Annotated in this window: 21 protein-coding genes and 1 tRNA gene; 10 read left to right on the top strand and 12 right to left on the bottom strand. The window is 65.5% G+C overall.

Annotated elements, in window-relative coordinates:
• Positions 1-38 precede the first annotated feature (38 nt).
• The 3 genes from ABD687_RS16875 to ABD687_RS16865 all read left to right on the top strand — a co-directional run bounded on the left by ABD687_RS16875 (position 39) and on the right by ABD687_RS16865 (position 2,935).
• A complete protein-coding gene (locus ABD687_RS16875) occupies positions 39-1,508 on the top strand; it encodes a sensor histidine kinase (RefSeq protein WP_310289501.1) in 1,470 nt (489 codons plus the stop codon).
• A gap of 185 nt (positions 1,509-1,693) precedes the next feature.
• A complete protein-coding gene (locus tag ABD687_RS16870) occupies positions 1,694-1,984 on the top strand; it encodes a WXG100 family type VII secretion target (RefSeq protein ID WP_264268534.1) in 291 nt (96 codons plus the stop codon).
• Between the two features lie 54 nt (positions 1,985-2,038).
• Positions 2,039-2,935 carry a DUF4031 domain-containing protein gene (locus ABD687_RS16865; RefSeq protein ID WP_264268535.1) on the top strand — a complete coding sequence of 299 codons (897 nt, stop codon included), beginning with the start codon at positions 2,039-2,041 and terminating at the stop codon, positions 2,933-2,935.
• 17 nt (positions 2,936-2,952) lie between these two features.
• Here the strand turns inward: ABD687_RS16865 and ABD687_RS16860 are convergent, their stop codons facing one another.
• The 4 genes from ABD687_RS16860 to ABD687_RS16845 form a co-directional block, all read right to left on the bottom strand.
• Entirely contained in the window at positions 2,953-3,711 is a 759-nt protein-coding gene (locus tag ABD687_RS16860; RefSeq protein WP_310289503.1) for a phosphotransferase, read from the bottom strand.
• 214 nt (positions 3,712-3,925) lie between these two features.
• On the bottom strand, positions 3,926-5,563 hold the full coding sequence (gene groL / locus ABD687_RS16855; RefSeq protein ID WP_264268537.1) for a chaperonin GroEL: 1,638 nt from the start codon (positions 5,561-5,563) through the stop codon (positions 3,926-3,928).
• Positions 5,564-5,843: 280 nt separating this feature from the next.
• Positions 5,844-6,503 (bottom strand): LytR C-terminal domain-containing protein, encoded by a 660-nt coding sequence (locus ABD687_RS16850; RefSeq protein ID WP_264268538.1) that lies wholly within the window; start codon positions 6,501-6,503, stop codon positions 5,844-5,846.
• A 94-nt stretch (positions 6,504-6,597) separates the two neighbouring features.
• A complete protein-coding gene (locus ABD687_RS16845; protein WP_264268539.1) occupies positions 6,598-6,894 on the bottom strand; it encodes a DUF3263 domain-containing protein in 297 nt (98 codons plus the stop codon).
• A gap of 135 nt (positions 6,895-7,029) precedes the next feature.
• Here ABD687_RS16845 and ABD687_RS16840 point away from each other — a divergent pair, with 135 nt between their 5' ends.
• Positions 7,030-7,803 carry a uracil-DNA glycosylase gene (locus tag ABD687_RS16840; protein ID WP_310289506.1) on the top strand — a complete coding sequence of 258 codons (774 nt, stop codon included), beginning with the start codon at positions 7,030-7,032 and terminating at the stop codon, positions 7,801-7,803.
• On the opposite strand, the gene ABD687_RS16835 is transcribed toward ABD687_RS16840, so the two are convergent.
• The gene (locus tag ABD687_RS16835; RefSeq protein WP_310289508.1) at positions 7,800-9,629 is read right to left on the bottom strand and encodes a threonine/serine exporter family protein; all 1,830 of its coding nucleotides are present in this window, start codon (positions 9,627-9,629) and stop codon (positions 7,800-7,802) included. The genes ABD687_RS16840 and ABD687_RS16835 overlap by 4 nt on opposite strands.
• A gap of 199 nt (positions 9,630-9,828) precedes the next feature.
• On the opposite strand from ABD687_RS16835, the gene ABD687_RS16830 reads away from it, so the two are divergent.
• Positions 9,829-10,887: an LLM class flavin-dependent oxidoreductase gene (locus tag ABD687_RS16830; RefSeq protein WP_264268542.1), complete on the top strand. Its 1,059-nt coding sequence runs from the start codon at positions 9,829-9,831 to the stop codon at positions 10,885-10,887.
• A 77-nt stretch (positions 10,888-10,964) separates the two neighbouring features.
• Here ABD687_RS16830 and ABD687_RS16825 read toward each other — a convergent pair.
• Positions 10,965-11,041: transfer RNA gene (locus ABD687_RS16825), tRNA-Val, on the bottom strand.
• A 477-nt stretch (positions 11,042-11,518) separates the two neighbouring features.
• Between ABD687_RS16825 and ABD687_RS16820 the strand changes: the two genes are divergently transcribed.
• Positions 11,519-12,103: a GNAT family N-acetyltransferase gene (locus ABD687_RS16820; RefSeq protein WP_310289511.1), complete on the top strand. Its 585-nt coding sequence runs from the start codon at positions 11,519-11,521 to the stop codon at positions 12,101-12,103.
• 64 nt (positions 12,104-12,167) lie between these two features.
• On the opposite strand, the gene scpC is transcribed toward ABD687_RS16820, so the two are convergent.
• Positions 12,168-13,694, bottom strand: a complete 1,527-nt coding sequence (scpC, locus tag ABD687_RS16815) for a succinyl-CoA:acetate CoA-transferase ScpC (RefSeq protein WP_486348398.1) — start codon at positions 13,692-13,694, stop codon at positions 12,168-12,170.
• Between the two features lie 1,567 nt (positions 13,695-15,261).
• On the opposite strand from scpC, the gene ABD687_RS16810 reads away from it, so the two are divergent.
• The gene (locus ABD687_RS16810; protein ID WP_310289512.1) at positions 15,262-15,879 is read left to right on the top strand and encodes a hypothetical protein; all 618 of its coding nucleotides are present in this window, start codon (positions 15,262-15,264) and stop codon (positions 15,877-15,879) included.
• Between the two features lie 305 nt (positions 15,880-16,184).
• Here the strand turns inward: ABD687_RS16810 and ABD687_RS16805 are convergent, their stop codons facing one another.
• The 3 genes from ABD687_RS16805 to uriH are packed head-to-tail and all read right to left on the bottom strand — an operon-like array spanning position 16,185 to position 19,555.
• A complete protein-coding gene (locus ABD687_RS16805) occupies positions 16,185-17,156 on the bottom strand; it encodes a ribokinase (RefSeq protein WP_310289515.1) in 972 nt (323 codons plus the stop codon).
• Positions 17,157-18,578: a uridine transporter UriT gene (gene uriT, locus ABD687_RS16800; RefSeq protein ID WP_310289517.1), complete on the bottom strand. Its 1,422-nt coding sequence runs from the start codon at positions 18,576-18,578 to the stop codon at positions 17,157-17,159.
• Positions 18,575-19,555 (bottom strand): uridine-preferring nucleoside hydrolase UriH, encoded by a 981-nt coding sequence (gene uriH, locus ABD687_RS16795; protein WP_264268546.1) that lies wholly within the window; start codon positions 19,553-19,555, stop codon positions 18,575-18,577. The genes uriT and uriH overlap by 4 nt, the downstream gene beginning before the upstream one ends.
• A gap of 190 nt (positions 19,556-19,745) precedes the next feature.
• Here uriH and ABD687_RS16790 point away from each other — a divergent pair, with 190 nt between their 5' ends.
• Complete coding sequence (locus tag ABD687_RS16790) at positions 19,746-20,789, top strand: LacI family DNA-binding transcriptional regulator (RefSeq protein ID WP_264268547.1); 1,044 nt, start codon at positions 19,746-19,748, stop codon at positions 20,787-20,789.
• Positions 20,790-20,797: 8 nt separating this feature from the next.
• On the opposite strand, the gene ABD687_RS16785 is transcribed toward ABD687_RS16790, so the two are convergent.
• Positions 20,798-21,343, bottom strand: a complete 546-nt coding sequence (locus ABD687_RS16785; RefSeq protein ID WP_264268548.1) for an RDD family protein — start codon at positions 21,341-21,343, stop codon at positions 20,798-20,800.
• A gap of 174 nt (positions 21,344-21,517) precedes the next feature.
• Here ABD687_RS16785 and ABD687_RS16780 point away from each other — a divergent pair, with 174 nt between their 5' ends.
• The gene (locus tag ABD687_RS16780) at positions 21,518-22,420 is read left to right on the top strand and encodes a dihydrodipicolinate synthase family protein (protein ID WP_310289522.1); all 903 of its coding nucleotides are present in this window, start codon (positions 21,518-21,520) and stop codon (positions 22,418-22,420) included.
• A 236-nt stretch (positions 22,421-22,656) separates the two neighbouring features.
• Here ABD687_RS16780 and ABD687_RS16775 read toward each other — a convergent pair whose 3' ends face one another.
• Complete coding sequence (locus ABD687_RS16775; protein ID WP_264268550.1) at positions 22,657-23,298, bottom strand: cob(I)yrinic acid a,c-diamide adenosyltransferase; 642 nt, start codon at positions 23,296-23,298, stop codon at positions 22,657-22,659.
• A 106-nt stretch (positions 23,299-23,404) separates the two neighbouring features.
• Here ABD687_RS16775 and ABD687_RS16770 point away from each other — a divergent pair, with 106 nt between their 5' ends.
• The gene (locus ABD687_RS16770) at positions 23,405-25,171 is read left to right on the top strand and encodes a BCCT family transporter (RefSeq protein ID WP_310289525.1); all 1,767 of its coding nucleotides are present in this window, start codon (positions 23,405-23,407) and stop codon (positions 25,169-25,171) included.
• Positions 25,172-25,183: the final 12 nt, after the last annotated feature.

The following is a 25,183-nucleotide window of genomic DNA, read 5'->3' as shown; positions in this document are numbered from 1 at the left end:
TCCCACACGTGGAAAGTGCCCGCAGATTCTGGCGACAGGTGTCGTTGCGGACCAAGCTCGTGGCGCTCATGAGCTCCCTGATGATCCTGGGGATCGTGGTCACGGCCGTCGGCTCTGCCCAGTCGCTGCGGCTGATGCTCACCGCGCAGCTGGACACTGACCTGAGGTCCAACAGCGCTACGATCACTGCCACCATGCTCAATGACTATGCGGGCATTGCCAATATCAACCCCAAGTCCAACGGGCTCGCCCGTTTCTACGGGGATCTGCGCAACGAATCGGCCGAAATCCTCTACACCATGCCGCGCCGTGCCGCGCCGGACAACAAGCCGCTGGATGCCCCGGCTGTCGATGCGCAGGTCATCGAGCGCTTGCGGGAGGACCCCGCAGCCTCGCTCTCGGTGCCCGGCAGCACCCTGGGCTCCGCCGGGTGGCGGGTGCGCATCGTGGACCTACCGCGCACCGACTACGACCTCATCTATGCCCTGCCGATGACCTCGGTGCAGGACACCGTCACCAAGGCAACGATGCTGGTGATGTCCACCGGAATGCTGGCCACGCTGCTGATGTCGATGATCGCCTACGGGATCACCACCCGGGCGCTGCTGCCGTTGCTGCGCGTTGAACGCACGGCGGCGGCCATTGCCGCCGGGGACCTGTCCCGCCGCGTGGAGGACTACCCTCCGGAGACCGAGGTCGGGCGGCTCTCGCGCTCGCTCAACGCCATGTTGGCGCACATCGAACACGCCTTCCGCGGGCGTGCCGCTTCCGAACGCAAGATGCGAAGATTCGTCCAGGACGCCTCCCACGAACTGCGCACCCCGTTGGTGACCATCCAGGGGTACTCCGAGTTCTACCGGCAGGGCGGGCTCAACGACCCGGAAATGCTGCGCACCGCCATGGGGCGCATCGAGGCCGAGTCCAAGCGCATGGCCCAGCTCGTCGAGGACCTGCTGACCCTGGCGCGGCTCGACGAGCAGCGCCCGCTGGACCGCAAGCCCATCGATTTGCTCCTGCTGGCCGGTGACGCCGCCGAGGACACCCGGGTCAATGCCGTGAACCGCAAGGTGCGCCTGATCGGCCTGGATGGCGGGGCCCCGCAACCTGCACCCACTTCCGGGGACGAGGCCCGGCTGCGGCAGGTGGTGGCGAACCTGATGACCAACGCGCTGCGCTACACCCCCGAGGGCAGCGACATCGAGATCGCCGTGGGCGTCAAGCCGGTCATCGACGGAAGGTCCGATGCGGTGCTGGAAATCCGCGACCACGGCCCGGGGATTTCCGAGGAGGATGCGGGACGGGTGTTTGAGCGGTTCTACCGCGCCGATTCCTCGCGCCAGCGCGAGACCGGCGGCACCGGGCTGGGGTTGGCCATTGTCGCGGCGATTGCCGCGCAGCATGACGGCTCCATTCGACTCAGCGAGACCCCCGGCGGCGGGGCCACCATGTCGATCCACCTGCCCTACGTCAAACCCGAGGACGACCCGGCCGAGGATGAGGACGACTGACCCATCGGCCGCGGAGTTGTCCACACCCCGTCGCGACCACGGGGTCGCGGCGGGACAGGGGCCCTAGCCTGAACTCGGAGGCGTGCATCCATCCATGGCGCGCCTCCCGCCGGGCCGCTTGCGCCATTGCCATTGCGTCCCAAGGCCCGGTGCCAAACAGCCATTGCACGGGAGTGAAGCCAATCATGAGCACCTTTGCCGCCAACACCAACGAAATGCAGGCCCGGTCCATGAACCTGCATGCCACCATCGAGCGCGTGCGGGCGGAGGTGAACTCGCTGACCTCCTCGCTGCAGGACCTCCAGGGCACCTGGCAGGGAGCGGCCTCGACCAACTTCCAGTCCGTGGTGGCCGACTGGCGCAACACCCAGGCACGCGTCGAGGAATCCCTCTCCTCCATCGGCACCGCGCTGAACCGGGCCTCTGTGCAATACGACGAGGCGGAAGCCGCCAACGCCTCCCTGTTCACGTACTGACCTTTCCAAGGCCACTTGCCGGGACGGGGTGTGCAGGCGTATTAGTCTGGGGACGTGTCCATCCTCATTGATCCCCCGTTCTGGCCGGCCCACGGAACGCTCTTTTCGCATTTGGTCTCCGATGCGTCGCTGGACGAATTGCACGAATTTGCCAGGGAACAGGGCCTGCCCGAGCGCGCCTTCGACCGCGACCACTATGACGTGCCGCAAAAGCGCTACGACGACCTGGTCGCGGCCGGGGCCGTCCCGCTCCCGGCCACCGAGCTGGTGCGGCGGCTCATAGCCTCGGGGTTGCGCGTGCGGGCCAAGGAACGGCCCGAGCGCCTCGACGCGGTGCTGCTCGCGCGCTGGGACAACTTGGGCCTCAATGACCCGGGCTTGGGCCGCGAACTGCTGGGGTGCTGGAGCCAAGAGCAGCGCGTCTACCACGACAGGGCACACCTGCTGGCGGTCCTGACGGCCCTGGACGCCCTGACGGGCGGGGCCGCCTCCGCGCAGTCACACCTGTCGGTGTATCTGGCGGCTTGGTTCCACGACGCGGTGTACCGCGGCACGGCAACCGATGAAGATGAATCTGCCGCGCTGGCCGCGGCACGCTTACCGGACCAAGGCATCGGCTCATCCGTGGTGGACGAGGTCGTGCGCCTGGTCCTGCTGACCAAGACGCACAAGCCCGCACCCGGCGATGTCGCCGGGGCCCTGCTCTGCGACGCGGACCTGGAGGTCCTGGCCCGTCCGGCGGCCGCCTACCGGCGATACACCGTGGCCGTGCGCCGCGAGTACGCCCACGTGCCTGACGCCGATTTTGCCCGCGGGCGTTCAGCGATCCTGCGCGCATTGCTGGCCGGCGGCTCGCTCTACTCCAGTGACAGGGGCCGGGCGTTGTGGGAAGAAGCCGCTCGGGCCAACCTCGTGGCTGAGCTTAAGGACCTGGAAGCCCTCGCCCCATAGGCTTCGGCTGCCTGGCCCTAAAGCGCAAGGGAAGACGCCCAGAGCGCTTCGTGTTTCCTCACGAACCTGGCGGCATCGGCCCAATGCCGGCCATGCCCGCTGGCGAACATCCGGCCCCACGGCTGGACGTCCTTGAGATGGGCGTCGCGAAGAAAGCCGTACATCGCTTCGGTGCGTTCGCCCATTGCCGCCGGCAGCTTGGCGCGCAGATCGGCATCGGCCCGGTAACCGTTTACGACCAACGTCCGCAACCGCGCCGCGGCCTGGTCTGGATCCTCACCGGAGACAAGAAAGGCAAGCGACTGGGCAGCATAGGCCAGATCCCAGAGACGCGTGCTTGGCCCCGCACCGTCCCAGTCGATGAAGGCCCGGCGGTCCCCGCCAACCAGGTTCCAGGGTGCCAGGTCGTTGTGGCAGATCAGGTCCTCACGGGGTGCCTGGATCAGGGTGGACCAGCAGTCGTCCGTGGATCGCTTGAAGCTTGCGGAGGCGTCATGGATCCGGCGTATCAGGTCCCCTGCTTCTTCCAGGGGTTTCTGCGCCAGGGGCCGGTCGTGGGGCGCTGGGGCACCGGAAACAAATTCCGTAATTTGCCGGCCTTGCCTATCCCGGCCCAATGGCCGTGGGACCTCGGACAGCCCATGCTCACGGAGGTGGGCCATGAACCTGTGAACCGATGGCGTGCTTTCTAGCCAGGGCTTGCGCACTGTGGAACCGACGCGCACCACCTCACCGGCGGCGTTCCCGCCGACCAGCGGCACTTCGATGTGGGTCACGGCTCCATGCTAGTCCGCCGCAAGCAATCCCCCCCCATGCCTGAAGGCGTAACCGGCGCATGGCGGTCCGGGCGTCAGGAGCCCGTTAACGCCGCGAGCCGCCTTCCATGCGGTGTCCCATCCTCCCCGAGGGGGAACGGGACACCGTGGGAAAGCGGCTCACGGTTTAGTGCCAGGTACTGCTAACGCGCGGGGCGTGGTGAAACAGGAGGGATTAGAATCCGCCCATGCCGCCCATGCCACCCATGTCGTCGCCACCCGGTGCTGCTGCGCCGGCCGGAACCGGCTTGTCAGCGACAACGGCTTCGGTGGTCAGGAACAGGCCGGCAATGGAAGCGGCGTTCTGCAGGGCAGAGCGCGTAACCTTTACCGGGTCGTTCACGCCGGCTGCGAGGAGGTCCTCGTAGACGCCGGTGGCTGCGTTCAGGCCGTGACCGGCAGGCAGGCCCTTGACCTTGTCGGCGACAACGCCCGGCTCCATGCCGGCGTTGAAGGCGATCTGCTTCAGCGGAGCCTCGATGGCAACGCGGACGATGTTCGCACCGGTTGCTTCGTCGCCGGTCAATTCCAGCTTGGCGAATGCTGCAGCGCCAGCCTGGATGAGGGCCACGCCGCCACCGGCAACGATGCCTTCTTCAACGGCAGCCTTGGCGTTGCGCACTGCATCTTCGATGCGGTGCTTGCGTTCCTTGAGCTCGACCTCGGTAGCGGCACCGGCCTTGATGACTGCAACGCCGCCGGCCAGCTTGGCCAGACGTTCCTGCAGCTTCTCGCGGTCGTAGTCCGAATCGGAGTTCTCGATCTCGGCGCGAATCTGGTTCACGCGACCGGCGATCTCCTCGGCGTCGCCTGCACCCTCGACGATGGTGGTCTCGTCCTTGGTGACAACGACCTTGCGGGCGGAGCCCAGCAGGTCGATGGTGGCGTTTTCGAGCTTCAGGCCGATTTCCTCGGAGATGACCTGGCCACCGGTGAGGATGGCGATGTCGGCCAGCATGGCCTTGCGGCGGTCGCCGAAGCCCGGTGCCTTGACGGCGACGGACTTGAACAGGCCACGGATCTTGTTCACGATCAGGGTGGCAAGGGCTTCGCCCTCGATGTCCTCGGCGATGATCAGCAGCGGCTTGTTCGACTGCATGACCTTCTCAAGGATCGAAACCATGTCCTTGACGTTGGTGATCTTCGAGTTGACGATCAGGATGTACGGATCCTCAAGGACCGTTTCCTGACGCTCGTTGTCGGTGACGAAGTAGGCCGAGATGTAGCCCTTGTCGAAGCGCATGCCCTCGGTGAGCTCAAGCTCGAGTCCGAAGGTGTTCGACTCCTCGACGGTGATGACACCTTCCTTGCCGACCTTGTCCAGTGCCTCGGCGATCAGGGCGCCGATTTCGTTGTCGCCGGCGGAGATCGATGCGGTGGCGGCGATCTCTTCCTTGGTTTCGATTTCCTTGGCGGAAGCCAAGAGCTCAACGGTGACGGCCTCGACGGCCTTCTCGATGCCGCGCTTCAGGGACAGCGGGTCGGCGCCGGCGGCAACGTTGCGCAGGCCTTCCTTGACCAGTGCCTGTGCCAGGACGGTTGCGGTGGTGGTGCCGTCGCCTGCGACGTCATCGGTCTTCTTGGCAACTTCCTTGACGAGTTCCGCACCGATCTTCTCGTACGGATCCTCGAGCTCGATCTCCTTGGCAATGGAGACACCGTCGTTGGTGATCGTGGGGGCGCCCCACTTCTTTTCCAGAACGACGTTGCGACCACGCGGGCCAAGGGTGACCTTGACGGCGTCGGCCAGGATGTTCAGGCCGCGCTCAAGGCCGCGGCGTGCTTCCTCGTCAAATGCAATGATTTTGGCCATAGCGGCTTATGTCCTTTCGGGACGTTCATGCGTATCTACGACCTGAGGCAACGCCCGCGACGGACGAAGAATCCACGATGTCATGGGACGATCGCAAAAGCTTCTCGCTGCCCTGGTCAAGGACTCACTCAAACACCGCCCCAAGGCTGCATGTATCCGCTCGAAACTCCGATCGAATTAGCAGTCGGGACGTGCGAGTGCTAATACAAATCTTGGCACTCAACCACTCGGAGTGCAAGCTGTGGGTCTTTGCCGTAAGCGTATTGCGGCGCCAGTGCGGCTAGTTGTAGTTGCTTCCCAGCACGATGGCGATATTGCCCGGGATGTTTGCGCTCTGCATGACCGAGGTGATGCCCAAGGCGTCGGCCGCGGCCTCCGCGGTGGCCCGATGGGTCTCGGCGCGGTAATAGACCGTGGAATAGTTGACTTTCTTGGTCCAGTTCGATGCCGCGACATTGCTGAACCCGGCATCCTGCAACTCCGTGCGCGCCTTGCCGGCAAGGCCGCCGACCTTTGCACCGTTGTAGACGCCCATTGCCATGGAGGTGTCAGCGTCTTCCGCCAGACCGCTTTCGCTGGCCTCGGTGGAGGAGCTGGCTTCCGTGGATTCGCTAGCCTCGTCCGCCGATTCGCTCTCTGCGGGCGTTTCGCTGGCTTCGTCTGCCGATGTGGACTCTGAGGAGTCCGCGGCGTCCTGGGTGCCCGAGGAGCTGGCGGCAACCGGTGCCGGGTCGGTCGTGGCGCCCGTGAGCTTGGGCAGGACCATGAAGGAGAAAAGTCCCACCACCAGTGCAATCGCCCCAAAGACCATCAGCCAACGCAAGCCGGATCGAGCCCCGCCCACGGACGCGGCGGAAGCCCAGCCGTTTTCGCGGTGCGAGCCGCTACGGTTGCTGAACTCTGGGACGCGATCAAATTCATCGCGCGGATAGTTGGTCATGCCCGTCCTCGGTGATCTGGCTTGCAATGTGGGCATGCGCGGCTGCAGGAATACAAGCGCGGCCGGGCCCCGAAACGCCAGACGTGCGTTGCAATCATGCCTCGGGTCCGAGCCGTTTCGCCGACCGAGCGCGATGCCTCGTCGTTCGTAGTCTACGCAATCGCTTGACCAGCATGGGGTCATGGGCCAGCGCTGCGTCCGTGTCGATGAGTGTGTTCAACAATTGGTAGTAGTTGGTTGGCGAGATGGAAAACAGCTCGGAGATGGCTTGTTCCTTGGCCCCGGCATACTTCCACCACTGGCGTTCCAGCGCGAGAATCCGCTGGGAACGCTCGTCCAGCCCGCTGGATTCGTCGAGCTCAAACTCGAGCTCAAGTGCCTCGGATGACATTGCACTTCCCTCAACTATCCGGTTCCCGGTTTACGGTGAACTACCGGGCAATCTGCCCCAACCGTAACTATTCTAACGTGTTGCCCCCGCAAACCGTTTGCCCTCTCGGCTTGGCATCTGCCCACAATGTATGTCATGGACACCCATGAGACGCCGCTCTTCGAGCTCCCCGAGCCGCAACCCGACACCACTGTTTTCCCCTTCGGCCAAGGACTCGCCGAGGCGGTGGACGGCGGATTCGTTGCCGCCGACTGGGCAGAGGCGCTTGCCCCGGTGGAGGGAAAGCTGGTGTCCCTCGCCAGGGAACTCGAAGCCAGGCGCGCCTCCGGCGAGCGCATCCTGCCCGCACCGCCGAACATCCTGCGCGCCTTCAGCCGCCCGTTGGCCGAGGCCCGGGTGTTGGTCATGGGCCAGGACCCTTACCCCACGCCCGGCCATTCCATGGGGCTGAGCTTTTCCGCCCTGCCCCAGGTGCGCCCGTTGCCACGCAGCCTGAAGAACATCTACCTCGAGCTGCACGAGGACACCGGCCTGCCGATCCCGGCACACGGCGACCTCTCCGCCTGGGCAAACCAGGGCGTGATGCTGTTGAACCGGGTGTTGACGGTGGCTGCGGGTGCCGCGGGTTCGCACCGACGGCTTGGCTGGGAGTCCGTCACCGATGCCGCCATGGCGGCGCTGGCGGCACGCGGGGGGCCGCTGGTGGCGATCCTGTGGGGCAAGGACGCCCAGGCGCTGGCGCCGGCGCTGGGCTCGATCCCCATCATTGCCTCGGCCCATCCCTCGCCCCTTTCGGCGCGGCACGGGTTTTTCGGCTCCAGGCCCTTCACCCGGGCAAACGCGCTGTTGGTGCAGGCTGGCGGCGCGCCCATCGACTGGGCACTGCCTCTGGTGGTCCCGCGCGGCTAGCGGCGGCGGATGTTTCGGCGCTCCGCCAGCACCTCGGCACCGATCAGCGGGCGGGCGATGGTGTCGCCGAAGACCACACCCCCGGCAATCGCCATCATGATGGTGAACGCGGTGAACATCTGCACGATGGCCGAGTTCATGTCGTCGACGTCAAAGACGATCCCGTACATGGAACGGAAGATCATCAACCCGGGCAGCAGGAACACGATGGCGGGGGCGGCCAGCACCAGCTGCGGAGCACCCATCTTGTAGGCCACCCAGCGCCCGGCCAGGCCGACGAAGGTCGCCGCGACGGCCGGCGCGGCCCGGTCTCCCACGCCCAGGGCCTGGATCCCCAGCAGGATCAGGTAGCCGAGCAGGGCGATGCCGCCGGTGGGCAGCAGGAGCTTGGGTTCCGATTGCTCGGTGATCGCGCCCATGATGACCGCCGCAACGACCAAGGCCGCCAGCAACCAGCCGGGATAGGAAATCGTGTCGATGACCCGCACGTCCAGCTCCGGGGCGCCCAGTAGCTCGCCGCCGACCAGTGCCGTCATGATCCCCGTCAGGATCGCGGCATAGGTCAGTGCGGCGGAGAAGAACCGTCCGGCGGCGGTGACGGGGAACCCGTTGATGGCATCCTGCAGGGCGGAGACAAACCGGGCCGAGGGCAACAACAGCAGGATGCCGCCGGCGACCACCAACGCCGCGTCCATGGGCGCATTCAGGGCGTGGAAGAGCACCGCGATGGCCGTGACGACAAAGCTTGCGGTGGCAATCGAGAAAAATTCGGGCACACGCCAGCGTGCCGCATACTTGATGATCTGTCCGACAGCCAACGAGGAGACGAAGGCCAGGATCGCCCCGGGCAGGGAGCCGCCGATGAAGATCACGAAGAAGGCAGCAAAGGCACCGGCGGCCGAGCCGATCATCCAGCGCGGGAAGGGCTTGGGCCGACGCGAGATCTCCCGCAGCCGGTCCACCGACTGTTGCCGGGTCACGCCTCCGGAGACGATGTCGGAAACCAATCGATGCACCTCCGCCAATCCGGCAAAGTTGTTGGTCCAGGAGCGCACCACGCGCAGCATCGAAAACGACTCACCCTCCGGCGGGGAAAAGTTCAAGTGGATCGACTGGTTGGTGATGTCGACGTCCGTGTAGCTGAGCCCGAGGGCCGCGGTCACGGCAATGACGCTGGTTTCCACTTCCAGGGCGCCGGCACCGTAGCGGAACATGGTTTCAGCAAGGTCCAGGGCAAATTCCAGGGTCTTGCGCGCCGAGGCGTCCTGTGCGGCGTTGACCTTCGGGTTGGCATAGGGGGTTCCCTTGAGCCGCTCGACGATGTTGAACGCCTGGGTGGGAGGGGTGTCGGAGGCCAGCAAACGCGAAATCATGCGCTTGGCTGCAGGGTTCGCGCGCGGCGGCAGCGCCGGGGCACCCGTGGAGGTGATGCCGACCTGGCCGGTCTTGGCGTTGATGGCGTCCTGGGCCAGCGTGGTGGGCCGCGGCCGCTTCGTGGGCTTGGCAGGCTTGGGCGTCTTGGGCGGCCTGGGACCCCCGACCCGCTTGGCGGCTGGCCTTCCCGACGGCTTGCCCGCCTGTTTGGGGACGGGCTTCGTGGGCGTCGGAGCGACGGTCGGCGTGCCGGTTGCCGGTTTGCCGGTTGCCGGCGTGTCAAGGTGGGGGAACAGCGGGGAGTTCTTGGCGTGCGCGGCAGCGTCCTTCAGGGCCTGGGCGATATGGGTCATTTCCCCCGCTTCGACACGGCGAATGCTTGAGACCTGCGGGTTGGGATCCTCGCCCGGTGACGCCGGGGCGGTGGCGTCCGGCCCCTTACCTGAAGACACGCTTCCTCCTGTCGTTTGCGCTTGCTTCACCCACCATACCGCCGCCTTATGGCCCATTGATCCACTGGCCACGCAACTCACATTTGACTGATTGGACACAGTGCGACGCCGGACCCCGGGAATATCCGCAAGGATTCCGGAGTTGAGCCACAATGAATGCAAACGCATATAACTCACGACAGGAGAAACACGGGAAATCATGAGTGAATCCACCGCGAATACACAGCAATTCGAGATCGGCATCGAGACCTTCGGCGACATCACCGACGACGCCAATGGCCAACCGCTCCACCCGGCCCAGGTCCTGCGCAACGTGGTCGCCGAGGCCAAGGCCGCCGAGGCCGCCGGACTCGACTTCTTTGGGGTGGGCGAACACCACCGCGACGACTACTCGGTCTCCGCCCCCGAGGTGGTCTTGGGCGCCATCGCCTCGGTGACCGAAAGGATCAAGCTGGGATCCGCCGTAACCGTGCTGAGCTCGGATGACCCGGTGCGCGTCTACGAACGCTTTGCAACCGTCGATGGCCTGTCCAACGGACGTGCAGAGGTCATCCTGGGGCGCGGCTCCTTCATCGAGTCCTTCCCGCTCTTTGGTTACGAGCTTTCCGACTATGAGCTGCTCTTCGAGGAGAAGCTCGCGCTCTTCGCCAAGCTGCGCAAGGGCGAACCTGTCAGCTGGTCCGGCCAGACCCGCTCCGCGCTGCGGAACCAGTCGGTCTACCCGCCGATTGAAAACGGCACCCTGGACGCCTGGGTGGGCGTGGGCGGCAGCCCCGAATCGGTAGTCCGTGCGGCACGGCACGGCCTGCCGCTGTTCCTGGCCATCATTGGCGGGCAGCCCATGGCCTTCGAGCCGCTGACCCGGCTCTACAAGCGATCGCTAGAGGAATTCGGACACCAGCCCCAGCGCATCGGTGCGCACTTCCACGGCCTGGTGGCCGACAGCGACCAAGAGGCACTGGACCAGCTGTGGCCGCACTACAAGCTCACCATGGACCGGTTGGGCTCCGAGCGCGGCTGGCCGCCGGCGAGCCGCATGCGTTTCGAGGCCTCGGCGGGCCGCGACGGTTCGCTGCTGGCCGGCAGCCCGGAGACCGTGGCCCAGAAGATTGTCCGCTTTGCGAGCGGGCTTGGCCTTTCGCGTGCCGACATCAAATACTCTGCCGGCTCGTTGCCGCACGAGACCATGATGCGAAGCATCGAATTGCTGGGGACCAAGGTCAAGCCCCTGGTCCTGGAGATGCTCGAGGCAAAGTAGGGGGCCGTGGCTTCCCGCGGAAGCGCGCACCATGCTTAACGAAAAGAACCCCCGGTTTTCCGGGGGTTCTTTTCCGTTGGTGGTTCTTAGCAGACTCGAACTGCTGACCTCTCGCGTGTGAAGCGAGCGCTCTAACCAACTGAGCTAAAGAACCGCGCTGCGTCTCCCAAAGGAGTACCTAGCAAGATTAGCCGAGCACCGCGGTGCACGCCAAATCGACATCAAATCCAACGGCGCTCCCCGACCTGCGACCCGCTCGCCCCACCGGCTGCAAGCCTTCGGTTTTCGCGCCACGCCCGGGCATCAAATACACAGGTGAAATGCTGGCGAACGAACCACTCAGCGAACCCGTCAAAACCCCCGGAATCGCGGTGATTTTCGACGCTTGAAACCACGCCGTGCGGAGGACGTTTCGGGGCAACCGGCGCGTCGCGCCCAAGCCGTATTTACAACATGGCTTTCGGCAGGTAATAATTTCACTGTCGACTTCTTCGACGCCCAAACTGGGCCCTACAAGGAAGCTGCCGGGAACCGCCGGCAGCGGTCCCCTACCGGCCAAAGAACCGGCCCGGCGTAATTCCGGGAACCCCTTCTTTCGTTCGCTCTCTTTTTGCTTAGAGGACCGCTCCCAGTGCTTCCCAACATCGAGTATTCCCTGTCTTACTCCGCGCCCACCGGCATCGAACGCGATGCCCTCTCCGCGCTCGCCCTGAACCCTGACGCGCGCTGGCACGAACGCATGGACCATGCCCTGTTTGTGGTCACCGCGCTGCACGAGGGTATCCGGGTTGGCCTCGGAATCGTACACAATTCCGTCACCGCACCGACCCAGGCACCGCGCCCCATGGAGCTTGGTGGCATGTTCGTGCACCCCGCCTATCGCAGGCTGGGCATCCGCCAGTACATGGCCGAATCACGGCTGACCTACGCATTGTCCATGGGTGGCACCCCGATCACCGTGATCGACAACCGCAACCAGGCTTCATGGGGCTACTACGAGCGCTCGTCCCGATGGGCGCGCGAACGCGAATACACCGGTTACTTCACCGGACTGCCCATGACGATCTGGGTATCCACGGAGTCCTCTTGGCACCGCACCGGCATGGGATTGACCCCGCTGGTCCCGGCCCAGCCGAACACCGTGCTTCCCCAAGGCCTGAACCGGGCAGAGCCGCTTGGTTTTGGCCCCGACCAGGGAAACCCCGTGCCCGCATAAAGCATGGAGCCCGTTTTGCCCACCCCAAAGGCGTGCAAAACGGGCTCCACTGGGTTGCCGGACCCTATGCTTCCGCCGCTGCCGGACGCATGTCGCCGGTGTCGATGTAGCGCTGGTGCCAGGACAACGACTCTCCGAGCAGGTGCGGTGTGTGCTTGCCGTAGCTGCCCATTTTGGCGCGGTCGAAGTAGTCCTGCAGCATAGGGCGGTATGCCGGTGCCGCGCACTTGTCGATGACCACCTGGGCACGCTGCTTGGGCGAGAGCCCGCGCAGGTCGGCCAGTCCCTGTTCGGTAATCAGGATCATGGTGTCGTGCTCAGTATGGTCCACGTGGCTGGCCATCGGCACGATGCCGGAGATCTTGCCGCCCTTGGCGACCGACGGTGACATGAACACCGAGAGGTAGCCATTGCGGGCGAAGTCGCCCGAGCCGCCGATGCCGTTCATGACGTGCGAGCCGACCACATTGGTGGAATTCACGTTGCCGTAGATGTCGGCCTCGATCATCCCGTTCAGGGCGATGCAGCCCAGCCGGCGCACGAGCTCGGGGTGGTTGGAGATTTCCTGCGGGCGCAGCAGGATGCGCTCGCGGTAGAAGTCCACGTGCCTGTTGAACTCGTCGATGCCGTCGGAGGACAGAGAGAAGGAGGTTGCCGAGGCGAAGCCCAGGGTCCCGTCCTTGAGGAGGGACAGCATGCCGTCCTGGATGACCTCGGTGTAGGCCTGCAGGCCCTCGTAGCCTCCGCGCGCCAGCCCGGCGAGCACCGCATTGGCGATGTTTCCCACGCCCGATTGCAGCGGCAGCAGCTTGTCGGTCAGGCGCCCCGCCCTGATCTCGTGGTCAAGGAAGTCCAGCAGGTGGTCGGCGATCTGCGTGCTGGTCGCATCGACCGGGGCAAAGGGGCTCAGCCGGTCAGGGGCGTTGGTTTCAACCACGGCGACGATCTTGGCCGGGTCCACGCGCAGGTAGGGCTCGCCGATGCGCTGGTCGGCGGTGGTCATCTCGATGGGCTTGCGGTGCGGCGGCAGCGCGGTGCCGTAGTAGATGTCGTGCATGCCCTCCATGGCGGCGGACTGCTGGCTGTTGACCTCGATGATGACCTTGTCGGCCATGTCCAGCCAGGTCTTGTTGTTGCCCACCGAAGAGGACGGGATCAGGCTGCCGTCCTCCTTGATGCCCACCACCTCGATGATCGCCAGGTCGATCTTGCCGTAGAAGCCGAACCAGGCGTGCTGGGCCACGTGGGAGAGGTGGATGTCCATGTATTCCATCTCGCCGTCGTTGATGCGCCGGCGCAGCTCCGGATCCGACATGTAGGGCAGGCGCAGATCCATGCCCCCGGCCCGGGCGAGCACCCCGTCAAGCTCCGGGGCCGTCGAAGCCCCGGTGAGCACGTTGATCTTGAACGGATTCCCCGAGGCCTGTTCCTTTTCCATGAGGGCGGCGAGCGCTCCCGGGACGGCTTTCGGGTAGCCGGCGCCGGTGAAGCCGCTCATGGCCACCGTCATGCCGGGCTTGACCAAGGCCGCGGCCTGTTCGGCCGGCATTCGAAGGTCGAGAAACTTGGGGTATTGGATCCGATCGTGCACGGCTGCCCTTCCTGAAGATGTGTGACACACACGCGTTGCTTCGTGTCATTCGCGCCACTTTAGTCGGTGATCGCGTCACATTTGGGCCACTTTGCGCCTTCGATGCGCCGAACCGTTGGCTGGCTCGGTGAGGCGGTCAGTATTTGCGGTGACTGGCACCCGGCAGCAAACCTCCCGGATACCCTGGCAGGATCGAGGGGCGCCGGAAATGGGTGGGGGTAGTTGGGGTGCCGCGAGGCCATGGTCATCACGGACCGGGTCGCTGGTTCGGGCATCCCGGCCCGGCTGCTTGATCCCCAGTTCTTCGCTCGGCCGGACCAACGACAAACGGGCGCACCGGCCAAATCAATGGCAGACGCCCCCGTTTCCCTATTCATAGACCAGGACAATTCATTCTCGTGCCAGCCAGATTCCTCTGTGGTCTGCGGTTGGTTCCTGATGCCGCATGTGGGCCTTCCGGTAGCGCGCGACCATGGCGAAGGACAGCGCACATAGTAGGCCGAATCATCGTGAAGGCCGCAATGACCAGCTCTTCATGACCTGGTGTCATAGTGGTCGGTCATTCACGACAGGGCGGCAGATCGACGGGCGTGCCGCGCTTTATTCACCGCCGGGCGCGCCGTGTTCGACGCCGGGAGGCGTCGAACAGTTGGCACATTCCTAGTGGTGCTATTGCATGCACTCCACCTCGATGGAAGGGCATGCCGAATTTCGAACAATCCTCGTTGATCCACCGGTCCACTGACCGGCCAACTCCAACGTGCAATCGACATCCGAAGCGACGTGCAGAGGCCTGTCAGCAAAGATTTCTGGCAGGCGTGCAGCATCGAATCGCGCGGCCCGTTTTCGGTTCAGGCTGCAGAGCGTGGGTACGGGGGATTTGCTGTCGCTACCTTCAGCGCTGCATCCGGCCCTGACAAATTCATCCCGGCCCAACTGTCCGTTCCGCCCAAGTGTTTGCACTGCTATACGAGCGGCCGTGCGGAAAATTCCGCTGCTCACGCTCTTCTGGCAAACCTCAAGGGGACCTTTAACTGTCGCATCTTTGTACGAGAAATACAAATCGGCTGGCACATCGTCGTCCAACGCGCGCCCGATCCGCCACTGGGAATCACCATTCCACCTCGTCAAGCAGGAGTGCGCCGTTGGCGGCGTCGCGCTCGATTGCCCCGCCGAGCTGCACCGCCGCCTTCCGGTAGCTCGCTCCAAGAGCGGAAGGTGACTCCTGTTCCGGTTGCCTGATCCTCCATGGAATCATCGGCGAGCATCACGACACGGTGTCCCCGATCAGCGATCCGGCGGGCCACGCCCAATTCCGGCGGGACCGTGCCGCCGGCGTCCTTGAGTGCGAAAAGGTAGGTGCGGCGCGAGGCTTCCGTAGCGGGCACTGCGCCGGGGCACGTCAGTGGGGTCGATCATGGCTGCAACGGTACGCCGCGGGCATGACGCGCAACATCCGTGCCAGTACCCGCTTATTTCCTGCTTCGTGCCCTTGGGGAACGCCCGTGGAGATCTCCGCCTGCCACCCGACATCCGCTGTTCGCCGGAGCAGAGTAGGCTTCCGTCCATGACCACCGCCGTCGTTTTCGTCGCCGTGCTTGTCCTGTTGGTTCTCTTCCAGCTTGCCTTGGCCGGTGGGGCGCCGTGGGGACGGTTCGCGTGGGGCGGGCAACACCCCGGAACACTGCCGACCGGCTTCCGGATCGCCTCTGCGTTCTCCATCCTGGTCTACGGATTCATCGCGGTGCTCGCCCTGGACCGTGCCGGGATGCTGGACGTTTTTCCGGAAGGCTTCTCCCGGATTGGCATCTGGGTCGTGTTCGCCTACCTCGCCCTCGGCGTGGTGATGAATGCGATCTCCCGATCCAAGCCGGAACGATATCTCATGACACCGGTGGCACTCGTGCTTGCGGTACTCGCGCTGCTCATCGCGCTTTCACCTGCCGCCGAGAGGTCTTTCGCCGGCATGGTGTTGGACAACGGGAACGGGCCGGTGTTCTGCACGACCGTCATGGAGTCCTACCCGCCGCAATGCGGCGCCGACTCCCCCGCCGTGCTCGGCTGGGACTGGAATGCCGTGGATCACGAGCAGTCGCAGTCGGTACGTTGGGGCGAGTACAGCTTCGAGGGAGTGCGAGAGCGCGACACCATCACTCTGGGCGACGGGGCAACTCCGTTGCGCTGAGTAGGGCGGGAAGATCGGGTGCAGCGATGAAGGCCACCAGGTCCGGTGGCTGGTTCGCCGGAATCCTGACGGCAGCACTGCTGCTGTCGGGTTGCTCGGGCCCCTCAAATGTGGCGGAGCGGGGCGTCCGGTCACCTTCACCCTGACGTATCCGAACCAAGGTGAACCGACGATGTTGTCCCTGGACTGAGCACCTGCCGCAACGCTCGAACGCCAGATCCCTCCCGGGGAAAGGTCCGGGAGGGATCTGGCGTTGAATGAACCCGGGTTTGTCCCCCGGGGATCGGGGACGAACCGGGAACCCCCTAGCCCTTCAGCCTGGCGTTGACCGCGGCAGCATCCGGGTAGGCGGCCTGCGTGCCCTTCTTGGTGGCTGCCAGTGCGGCGCCCACCGAGGCAAAGGCTGCCGCGTCGGCCAGCGCGTCTCCGGCGGCCAGGCGTGCGGCAAGCCCGCCGGTAAAGGCGTCGCCGGCACCGGTGGTGTCCACCGCGTCCACGCGGGTGGGATGGATGCGGACAATGCGTTTCTGCGCTGCCGCGGTCGAGTCCAGCACCACGGAGCCCTGGGCACCGAGGGTCACCACGGCGCTTGGCAGCCCCCGTGCCACCAGGAGCTCCAGCACCGGCTCCCAGGCCGAGGTCTCGGCGTCGGGATCCGGGATTTGCTCCCCGTCCAGGAACTGCGAGGCTTCGTGCGCGTTGACCAGCAACACATTGGAGAGCCTTGCCAGGCTGGCCGGGATCGGGGCGTACGGGGACAGGTTCAGCAGCACCGTCGCGCCGGCCTCGGCACCGGCGCGGGCCGCTGCCTCTACGGTGTCCACGCCGACCTCCAGGCACAGGCAGAGCACTGCGGCGCCATCGAAGGCGGAGCCGGCGGCCTCGACGTCGGCCGGGGACAGGGTCCCGTTGGCTCCGGCGGAAATGACGATGCTGTTCTCCCCGTGCGCATCCACGGTGACCACGGCGACCCCGGTCTCCACGCCGTCGGCACGGCGCACCTGGCTGACATCCACGTTGGCCGCGGCGCAGGAGTCAAGCAGCATCTGCCCGTTGGCGTCCCGGCCCACGGCGCCCACCAGGGACACGTTGCCGCCCAGGCGGCCGGCGGCCACGGCCTGGTTGGCGCTCTTGCCGCCGGGGTTCACGGTGAAGCCCTCGCCGTGCAGGGTCTCCCCCGGGGACGGCAGGCGCTGGGTGTAGATGGTCAGGTCGGCGTTCAGCGAGCCGACCACCACGATCCGGCCGGGCTCTTGCCCCTGGGCTTGGGTCTGCATCTACTTCACCTCTGCGTCGACGGGCTTGGGGATCAGCAACGAGGCGGCGAAGGCCGCCACGGTGATGACCAGGCCGACCACCACCACCGTCACGTAGGAGGCGCGGTCGCCCAGGGACGAGGTTCCCACGAGCACCGCGGGCAACACCAGGAAGCTCAGCCCGGCGCCCAGGTTGAAGGCGCCCGCATTCATGCCCGGCAGGAAGCCGGGGTTGCCCTTGGGCGAAAGCACCACGCCCAGGCCGTTGAGCATGATGTTGGCGGTGCCCGCGTACATGATGCCCAGCAGCGCGGTGCCGGCAACCATCATGGGCAGCGAGTCCATGCCGAAGAACACGATCAGCAGCAGCGCAGCGACGGAGCCGATCATGCCGATGCGCAGCACCTTGTTATAGCCCCACACCGGGGCCAGGCGTCCGCTGATGGGCCCGAAGACCCATCCGAGCAACGCGTAGGGGGTGAGGATCAGCAGCGCAGTCTGGGTGGGACCGACCCCGAAGCCGGGGCCCGCTGCCTGCACGTAGGCGGGGACGATGCCGTTGATGACGGCGAAAATGCCGGTCATGGTCAGCACCGTGGTCAGCAGCGGCGCCCAGGTGGCGCGCTGGCGCAGGTGCTCGAGTTGCACCATGGGCTCGGCCACGCGCTTCTCGGTGGCCCAGAAGCCGTAGAAGGCGGCGGCGGCCAGGGCCAGCAGCACCAGCGAGGTGATCACGGTGGCCGGGTCGATGCCACTGACCAGTTTGGCGGCCTCGTTCAGGGCGGTCAGCAGGGCGCCGACGGCAACGACGATGAAGAACACGCCGAGCCAGTCCATCTTGGTGCCGGCTTGCGGCTTGGACTCGCGGGTCAGCAGCGCCACGGCAACCGCTGCAAGGACGGCCAGCACCACCATGAACCAGAAGATGGAACGGAATCCGTGGTTCTCGGCCAGGTAGCCGCCGAGGAAGGAATCGACACCGGCGACCCCGCCGTTGACGGCGAGGATCAGGCCCATGAGGGTGCCGTAGCGGCGCGGGTTGGGCACCGCGCTTCGCAGCATCAGCAGGCAGAGCGGGACGGTGGGACCGGAGATGCCCTGGATGATGCGGCCGACGAAGAGCCATTCGATGTTCGGGGCCAGGGCCGCGACGACGGAGCCGACGGCGGTCAGCAGCATCATGATGACCAGGATGCGCTTGCGGCCCACCACGTCGGAAAGGCGGGGCAGGAAGAGGGAGAACAGCGCAGCGGTGGTGAAGAACCAGGTCTGCGACAGGCCGATGGCGGCCTGGTCGGTGCCCAGCTCCTCGCCCATGGTGACCAGCGCGGGGCTAAGCATGGAGGCATTGAGCTGGAACGCCACGCAGGCGGTGAGCAGGGCGGCGGTCAGCGCCGCGGCGCCGCCGCGGGTGCCGGTGGCTTTTTCGGTCAGGGTGCTCATGCGCTTGCGAGCTCAACGTCGCCGATGCGCACCAGCGCGTCGGTCACCAGGTTCCAAAAGCGCTCGTGGTCAAGGTCCACGGCGACGGAGGTGTGGCAGTCGGCGGGGGCCGGGGCGCGGAAGTCGGCCACCGTCATGCCCAGGGTCAAGGTGCCCGTCAGTTCGATGTTCACCGGCACCTTGCGGGTGGTGACGATGGTCGGGTCGATGACGTACGCCACGGCGCAGGGGTCGTGGACCGGCGGGAAGTCGAAGCCCTGGGCGTCCTTGTAGGTTGCCTTGAAGAAGTCCATGAGTTCGCGCACGAACTTGGCCGGGCCGGTGCCCACTGCCTCGATCTGGGCGACGACCTCGTCGGTGGCCAGCGCCTGGTGGGTCAGGTCGAGTCCGACCATGACGACAGGCCACTTCTCGTTGAAGACGATGTGCGCGGCCTCGGGGTCGATGATGATGTTGAATTCGGCCACGGCGCTCCAGTTGCCCACGTGGTAGCCGCCGCCCATCAGCACGACTTCCTTCACGCGTTCGACGATGCGCGGCTCCTTGCGGGCGGCCATGGCGATGTTGGTCAGTCCGCCGGTGGGTACCAGGGTGACGGTGCCCGGCTCGTGGGCCATGATCGTGTCGATGATTAGGTCAACGGCGTGGCGGGGGTCCAGCTCGATGGCGGATTCGGGCTGGAGGGGGCCGTCCATGCCGGATTCGCCGTGGATGTCGGGCGCGTTTTCGATGGTGCGCACCAGCGGGCGGTCGCAGCCGGCGGCGAAGGGAACCCCGGTGATCCCGGCGATGGTCCCGGTCGCGAGTGCGTTCTTGGTGACCTTGGCCAGGGTCTGGTTGCCGACCACGGTGGTGACGGCAAGCAGTTCGATCGCGGGGCTGCCGTGTGCCAGCAGGATCGCAACGGCGTCGTCGTGCCCGGGATCGCAGTCGAGGATGATCTTCCGCGGTTCGGTTGAAGCGAGGGGTGCGCCCATGGTTTTCTCCACATCTTCGGGGATAACTTACCGGGGTTTGCGGCCGCGGAAAGGAAATGCTGTTTCCCCGAAATTCTGGCACCCTGGGGCAGCTTACGTCAAACGCTTAACTACGACCGCGGATATGCCCTAGTCAAACGCTTGACTTTCGACGGGTCCCGACTGCTGCTGCTCGACTAAGATTAAGGTCATGCATTCGACCCAAAAGCCGCGCGCCACGGCAATCAACCGGCGACGGGTCACGGCCGCCATGGTGGCAGAACGCGCGGGGGTCTCAACGGCCACGGTTTCCCTGGTTGCCAATGGCAAGGCCAGCGGCCGGGTTTCGCCTGGGAACGAGGCCAAGGTCCGCGAGGCCATCCGGGAACTTGGCTACGTGGTCGACGGGATCGGCAGTTCGCTGGCCAGGGGTGTGAGCAATACCGTCATCATGGTGGCGCCCGACATCTCCAACCCTTTCTTTGCCACGGTTATTGCCGGGGTCCGCGCCGCGCTGGGCTCCGAATTCCAACTGCTGCTCTCGGTCACCGATGCCGGCCAACTGCCCAGCGCCGATGACACTCGCCGCCTGCTGGGCCTGCGCCCGGCAGGGCTCCTGGTCGACGCCCCGGACCCCTCCTTCCTCGAGGAACTTTCGGCGCCAGGTCCCCTGGTACTGCTTGATGCCCCCGGCCTCGGGCCCGAGGTCCCGGCCGTGAACCTCGATGTCGCCCAGGGCGGACGGCTCCTGGCCGAGCACTTGGCCGCCACCGGCCACAAAAAGGTGGCCTACATCGACGGCACCACCGGAACCACCACCTTTGAGGTTCGCCGCATCGCCTTCCTCGAGGCCGCGGGCGCCCTGGGCATGGAAGTCCCCGAGGGAGCGCGGATCGCCGCGACCATCAATGTCGGCCTGGCCGCCAATGCCTTCGCCGAGGCCTGGCCGCAGTGGAAAAAGCTGGGGGTGAGCGCGGTGGTCTGCGCAACCGACACCCACGCCTATGGCGTGCTGCAGGAAGCGCGGGCCGCCGGCATCTCGATTCCCGGCGAACTCGCGGTGACAGGCTTTGATGACCTGCCCTATTCGACCACCAGCTCCCCCGGCCTGACCAGCGTCAACCTGCCCGGCGAACTGCTGGGCCGGCGGGCCGCCGAACAGTTGCTGCGACTCATCGCGGGCGAGGACCTGGAGACCCAACAAGTCACCCTGGAGAGCACGCTCATGGTCCGTGGATCGACCGTCCAGGGCTGACGCTTTCCTCAGGAAGCTGGCACCCTGCGCAACTGGACCCGGGTTCCAGCCGCCGCGTCGTGCGGTCCACGTCCGGTGACAAACACCAGCACGATGTAGAGAAGCGCCGCGACCGTTACCGCGTTCAGTCCCACGACGACCCATGCCGGCGGCGTTGCCTCATAGCCTTCGCGGTAGTACACGTACATCATTTGCCACACGAAAAAGTGGGCGCCTTCCCACGGCAGCAACTTCACGATGGTTCTCAACAGGATTTTCGTGCGGTTCGGCGCCGCACCGTCTGCGGCCCTCACCTCCAACCCCAGCTTGCGCTTGCCCCAGGTCGCATGGTGCGGCCCGGACTCGGTCCTGTACAGGTAGACGCCGACTACGAACGTGAGAAGCAAAAAATAGACCAGCTGACTGCCGAGCGGGCCAATGGTTCCCAGGGTGTCGGGCAGTTCCCCGCGGATCAGGAAAACGACAGTTGAAACCACGCCGAGAACGATCATCCAAGCCAAGATGACCACGTAGTCAAGCCCCAGGGCGGCCAAGCGCCGCGTCCGCTCACGCATGGAGCCAGCCTAACTGGCGCGGTATTTCCTGCCAACGGTGCCAATGTCGCTGGACAGGGCCTCGGAATCGCCAGCAGCCGAGAGGACTCACAACACCGAACCTCCGTGGGACCGACAGTGCCAAGATAGGCTTCGTCATGTTGCTGCCCCCATTTTCCTTGTGGAAGGACCCTCATGAAGTTCACCGGCCTGAGCGCTTTTCCCTTGACGCCACTTACCGCCACCGGCATTGACGAGCGCGCCTTCGAATCCATTATTGGCCGACTCGCGTCCGCAGGTGTCGATTCGATCGGTGCCCTCGGTTCCACCGGCAGCTATGCCTATCTCGACCGGAGCGAGCGGGCCCGCGCGGCATCCCTGGCCGTTCAGTGCGCCGGCGGCGTTCCGGTGATCGTCGGTGTTGGCGCGCTGGGCACCCGGGAGGTGCTGCGCAATGTGGAAGATGCCCAGAGCGCCGGAGCGGACGCCGTGTTGCTGGCACCGATGACGTATCAGCCACTCACCGAGGACGAGGTGTTCGGGCTTTATGAGGATGTCTCGGCGAACCTTTCGGTGCCCTTGGTTGTCTACGACAACCCCGGTACCACACGTGTGAATTTCAGCGATGAGCTGCACGGCCGGATTGCGCAGCTCAAGGCCGTGGCATCCATCAAGATTCCACCTGTGTCTGCCAATCCGGCCGAAGCTGCGGAACGTGTCGCTGCCCTCCGGGCGCTGGTGCCCGGGCATGTAACGATCGGCGTCAGCGGTGACGGCGCGGCCGCCAATGGACTACTGGCCGGATGTGATGCCTGGTACAGCGTGATGGCGGGGATCCTGCCGGAGCATTGCCTGGCGATCACGCGCGCCGCCACGTCCGGCGACGTGGAAAAGGCTCGATCGCTGTCGATGGCCATGGAACCCCTGTGGGCGCAGATGGCCCGATACGGGAGTTTCCGGGTCGCTTCGGCAGTGGCCGAGGATCTCGGATTGGTGAAGCCGGGAAACCTGCCCATGCCGGTAAGAAGCCTGGATGCCGACGGGCGCCTCGCGGTGCGGAGCGCCCTGAATGAAATTGGGATTACCACTCTGGCCTGACGAATGGGCATTGCTCCGCAACATTTGAATCCAACTGTGCGCGAAAGCCGTTTGGCCGCGTCCCACGGAGGCGCCCGCACCATGGGACGAGGCCGGCTTTGAGCTCGGGCGGAGCCCGCGGCCCTGCAACTCGAGACGCATGGGGCACTGCACGTCCTGGACTGCGGAGCATTCCCGGTGGTGCAGGCGTGGACAGAGCCGGATGAATGGCAGCAGCCGCGCCGCGCCCTCACCCTCTACGTGCCGGGGCCTTGGGCGGCGGCGTCGTCAGTGTCGGTGTCGACCGGCTGCACCGATGCCTCCGGGATCCACACGATGTCCCCGTGCTCGGCATTAGCCCCCCGCGCCAGGACGAACAGCATGGACGACAAGCGGTTCAGATAGCGGGCGGTCAACGGATTGACCGCATCCGGATACTCCTCGACGGCGATCCAGACCGCCCGCTCGGCGCGCCGGACCACGGCCCGGGACATATACAGCAGCGCCGCCCCTGCAGTGCCGCCGGGGAGCACTGTGCCGCTGACGTCCTCGGAATCCGCGTCGAAATGCTGCGTGGCACGTTCCAGCCGGTCGATATGCCCCTGGACCATCCTTGCCCGCGCCGGCTCCTGTCGGGATAACGGGACAGAGAGGTCCGCCGCAAGATCGAAAAGATCGTTCTGCACGCTCACCAGCATGGATGTCAGGTTGATTGGCAGACCGCCCATGGCAACGGCGACGCTGATGGATGCGTTGGCTTCATCGCACTCCGCAAAGGCGACAACCCTTGCGTCTCGCTTGGCCACGCGGCCGTGGCCGCCGAATTCGGTATGTCCGTCGTCTCCATTCCGGGTGTAGCCGGCGGGCTCCGGGGCTAGGGATTCTTCGCTCTCACTCATGTCTGCAACTATACTGACGAAGGCCATGCGGCGAACAACTAGCCATCCTCCCGGACGGCGGACCGCACAATGACCCGGCATTGGCCGCCAGTTGGTGAGGAGTTCGATGAAACATCATTCAAGCGACCAAGACCTGGAGGAGCGGGTGGGCGAACCCGCATCATTGCCGCCGACCCAGGGCTGGGCGAGCGTTGACAAGACGGTCTTCGGCGTCTCAGCCGGACTCATTGTGGTGCTCATCCTGCTGGGCGTGTTCTTCACGGATGCCGTCGGGGACGGCGCCGCGGCGGCCCTGTCCTGGATCACCAATACTTTCGGCTGGCTGTTCATCCTGGGTGCCTCCGGATTCGTCGTCTTTTCCCTGGTCCTGGCCTTCGGCCGCTACGGACGGATCCCACTTTCCAATGAAGGCGAAGCGACAGAATTCAGCACTCTCTCCTGGGTCGCCATGATGTTCAGCGCCGGCATGGGGATCGGGTTGATGTTCTACGGCGTGTACGAACCCGTCACCCATCTGGCTTCCCCGCCGCCCTTTGTCGACGTCGCGCCCGGCAGCCCGGAGGCCGCCAGCACTGCCATGGCCTACACGATGTTCCACTGGGGTCTGCATCCCTGGGCGATTTATTCTGTCGTCGGGCTGGCGCTGGCCTATTCCACCTACCGGATGGGCCGCGGCAACCTGATGAGCGCCCCGTTCCAGTCCCTGTTCGGCAAGGAACGCATCGAAAAGAGGGGCTGGGGCAAGCCCATCGACATCCTGGCCATCATCTGCACCAAATTCGGTACCGCCACCTCGCTCGGTCTCGGGTCGCTGCAGATCGCAGCGGGCCTCGCGCTGCTGCGCACCGGCGAGTTCGAGGAAGACCCCTCGGCCGCGGTGCCGATTATCGTGATCTGCGTGCTAACGGTCGGCGTGGTGCTCTCCGCCGCCAGCGGCATCTCCAAGGGCATTAAATGGCTGAGCAACACCAATATGGTCCTGGCCGGAGTCCTGCTGGTGTTCGTTTTCGTGGCCGGCCCCACGCTCTTCATCCTGGATCTGCTGCCCTCTGCCATCGGTGCCTACCTGACCGAGCTGGTCCCGATGAGTTTCCATTCGGCCGTCTTCGGCGGCAGTGACTGGCTGGCCAGCTGGACCATCTTCTACTGGGCCTGGTGGATCTCCTGGACCCCGTTTGTCGGCACTTTCATCGCCCGGATTTCCCGCGGTCGCACCATTCGGGAATTCGTCCTGGGCGTGCTGCTGGTGCCCACCGCCGTCAGTATGGTGTGGTTTGTCATCTTCGGCGGGGCCGGCATAAACCTGCAGCTGAACGGCGTGGACATCGCCGGGACCGGCAGCGAGGCGGCGGGGTTCTTCGCAGCCCTGCAGAACTATCCGTTCTTCATCGGGGCGGCGTTGGTGGTCATGGTTCTGACCGCCGTCTTCTTCATCAGCGGCGCCGACGCCGGCGCCCTGGTGCTGGGGACCTTGTCCACACGCGGCAGCAAGCACCCCTGGAAGCCGCTGGTGATCTTCTGGGCCGTCCTCACCGGTGCGGTAGCCGCGGTCCTGCTGGCCGTCGGCGGGCTCGCTGCCCTGCAGACTTTCACCATCCTGGCCGCCAGCCCGTTTGTGCTGATCATCATCGGGCTCTGCGTGGCACTGTACGCTGACCTGCGCCGCGACCCGCTGCGCCAGCGCCGGCCCGGCCCGGTTCGCGGAGCGACGGGGCTGCAGGCAGCCGTCCCCTTCAGCGAGGCGGCCATGGCCGAGGCCGAGGCCGAAGAAGGTGCCGACCCCGCCGACGACGGAAGCGGGACAAAAGAAACACCTACGCCGCCCGCCGGTGGGAGCGAATTTGGGCCGGATTTGCCCAAGACGCCCCGTTGAACCTCTTCCGAC

Origin of the sequence: Paeniglutamicibacter sulfureus, assembly GCF_039535115.1 — a bacterium.
In the GTDB taxonomy this organism is placed as follows: domain Bacteria; phylum Actinomycetota; class Actinomycetes; order Actinomycetales; family Micrococcaceae; genus Paeniglutamicibacter; species Paeniglutamicibacter sulfureus.
The sequence above is the reverse complement of the archived record's forward strand: the minus strand, read 5'-3'. Positions and strand labels throughout refer to the sequence as shown.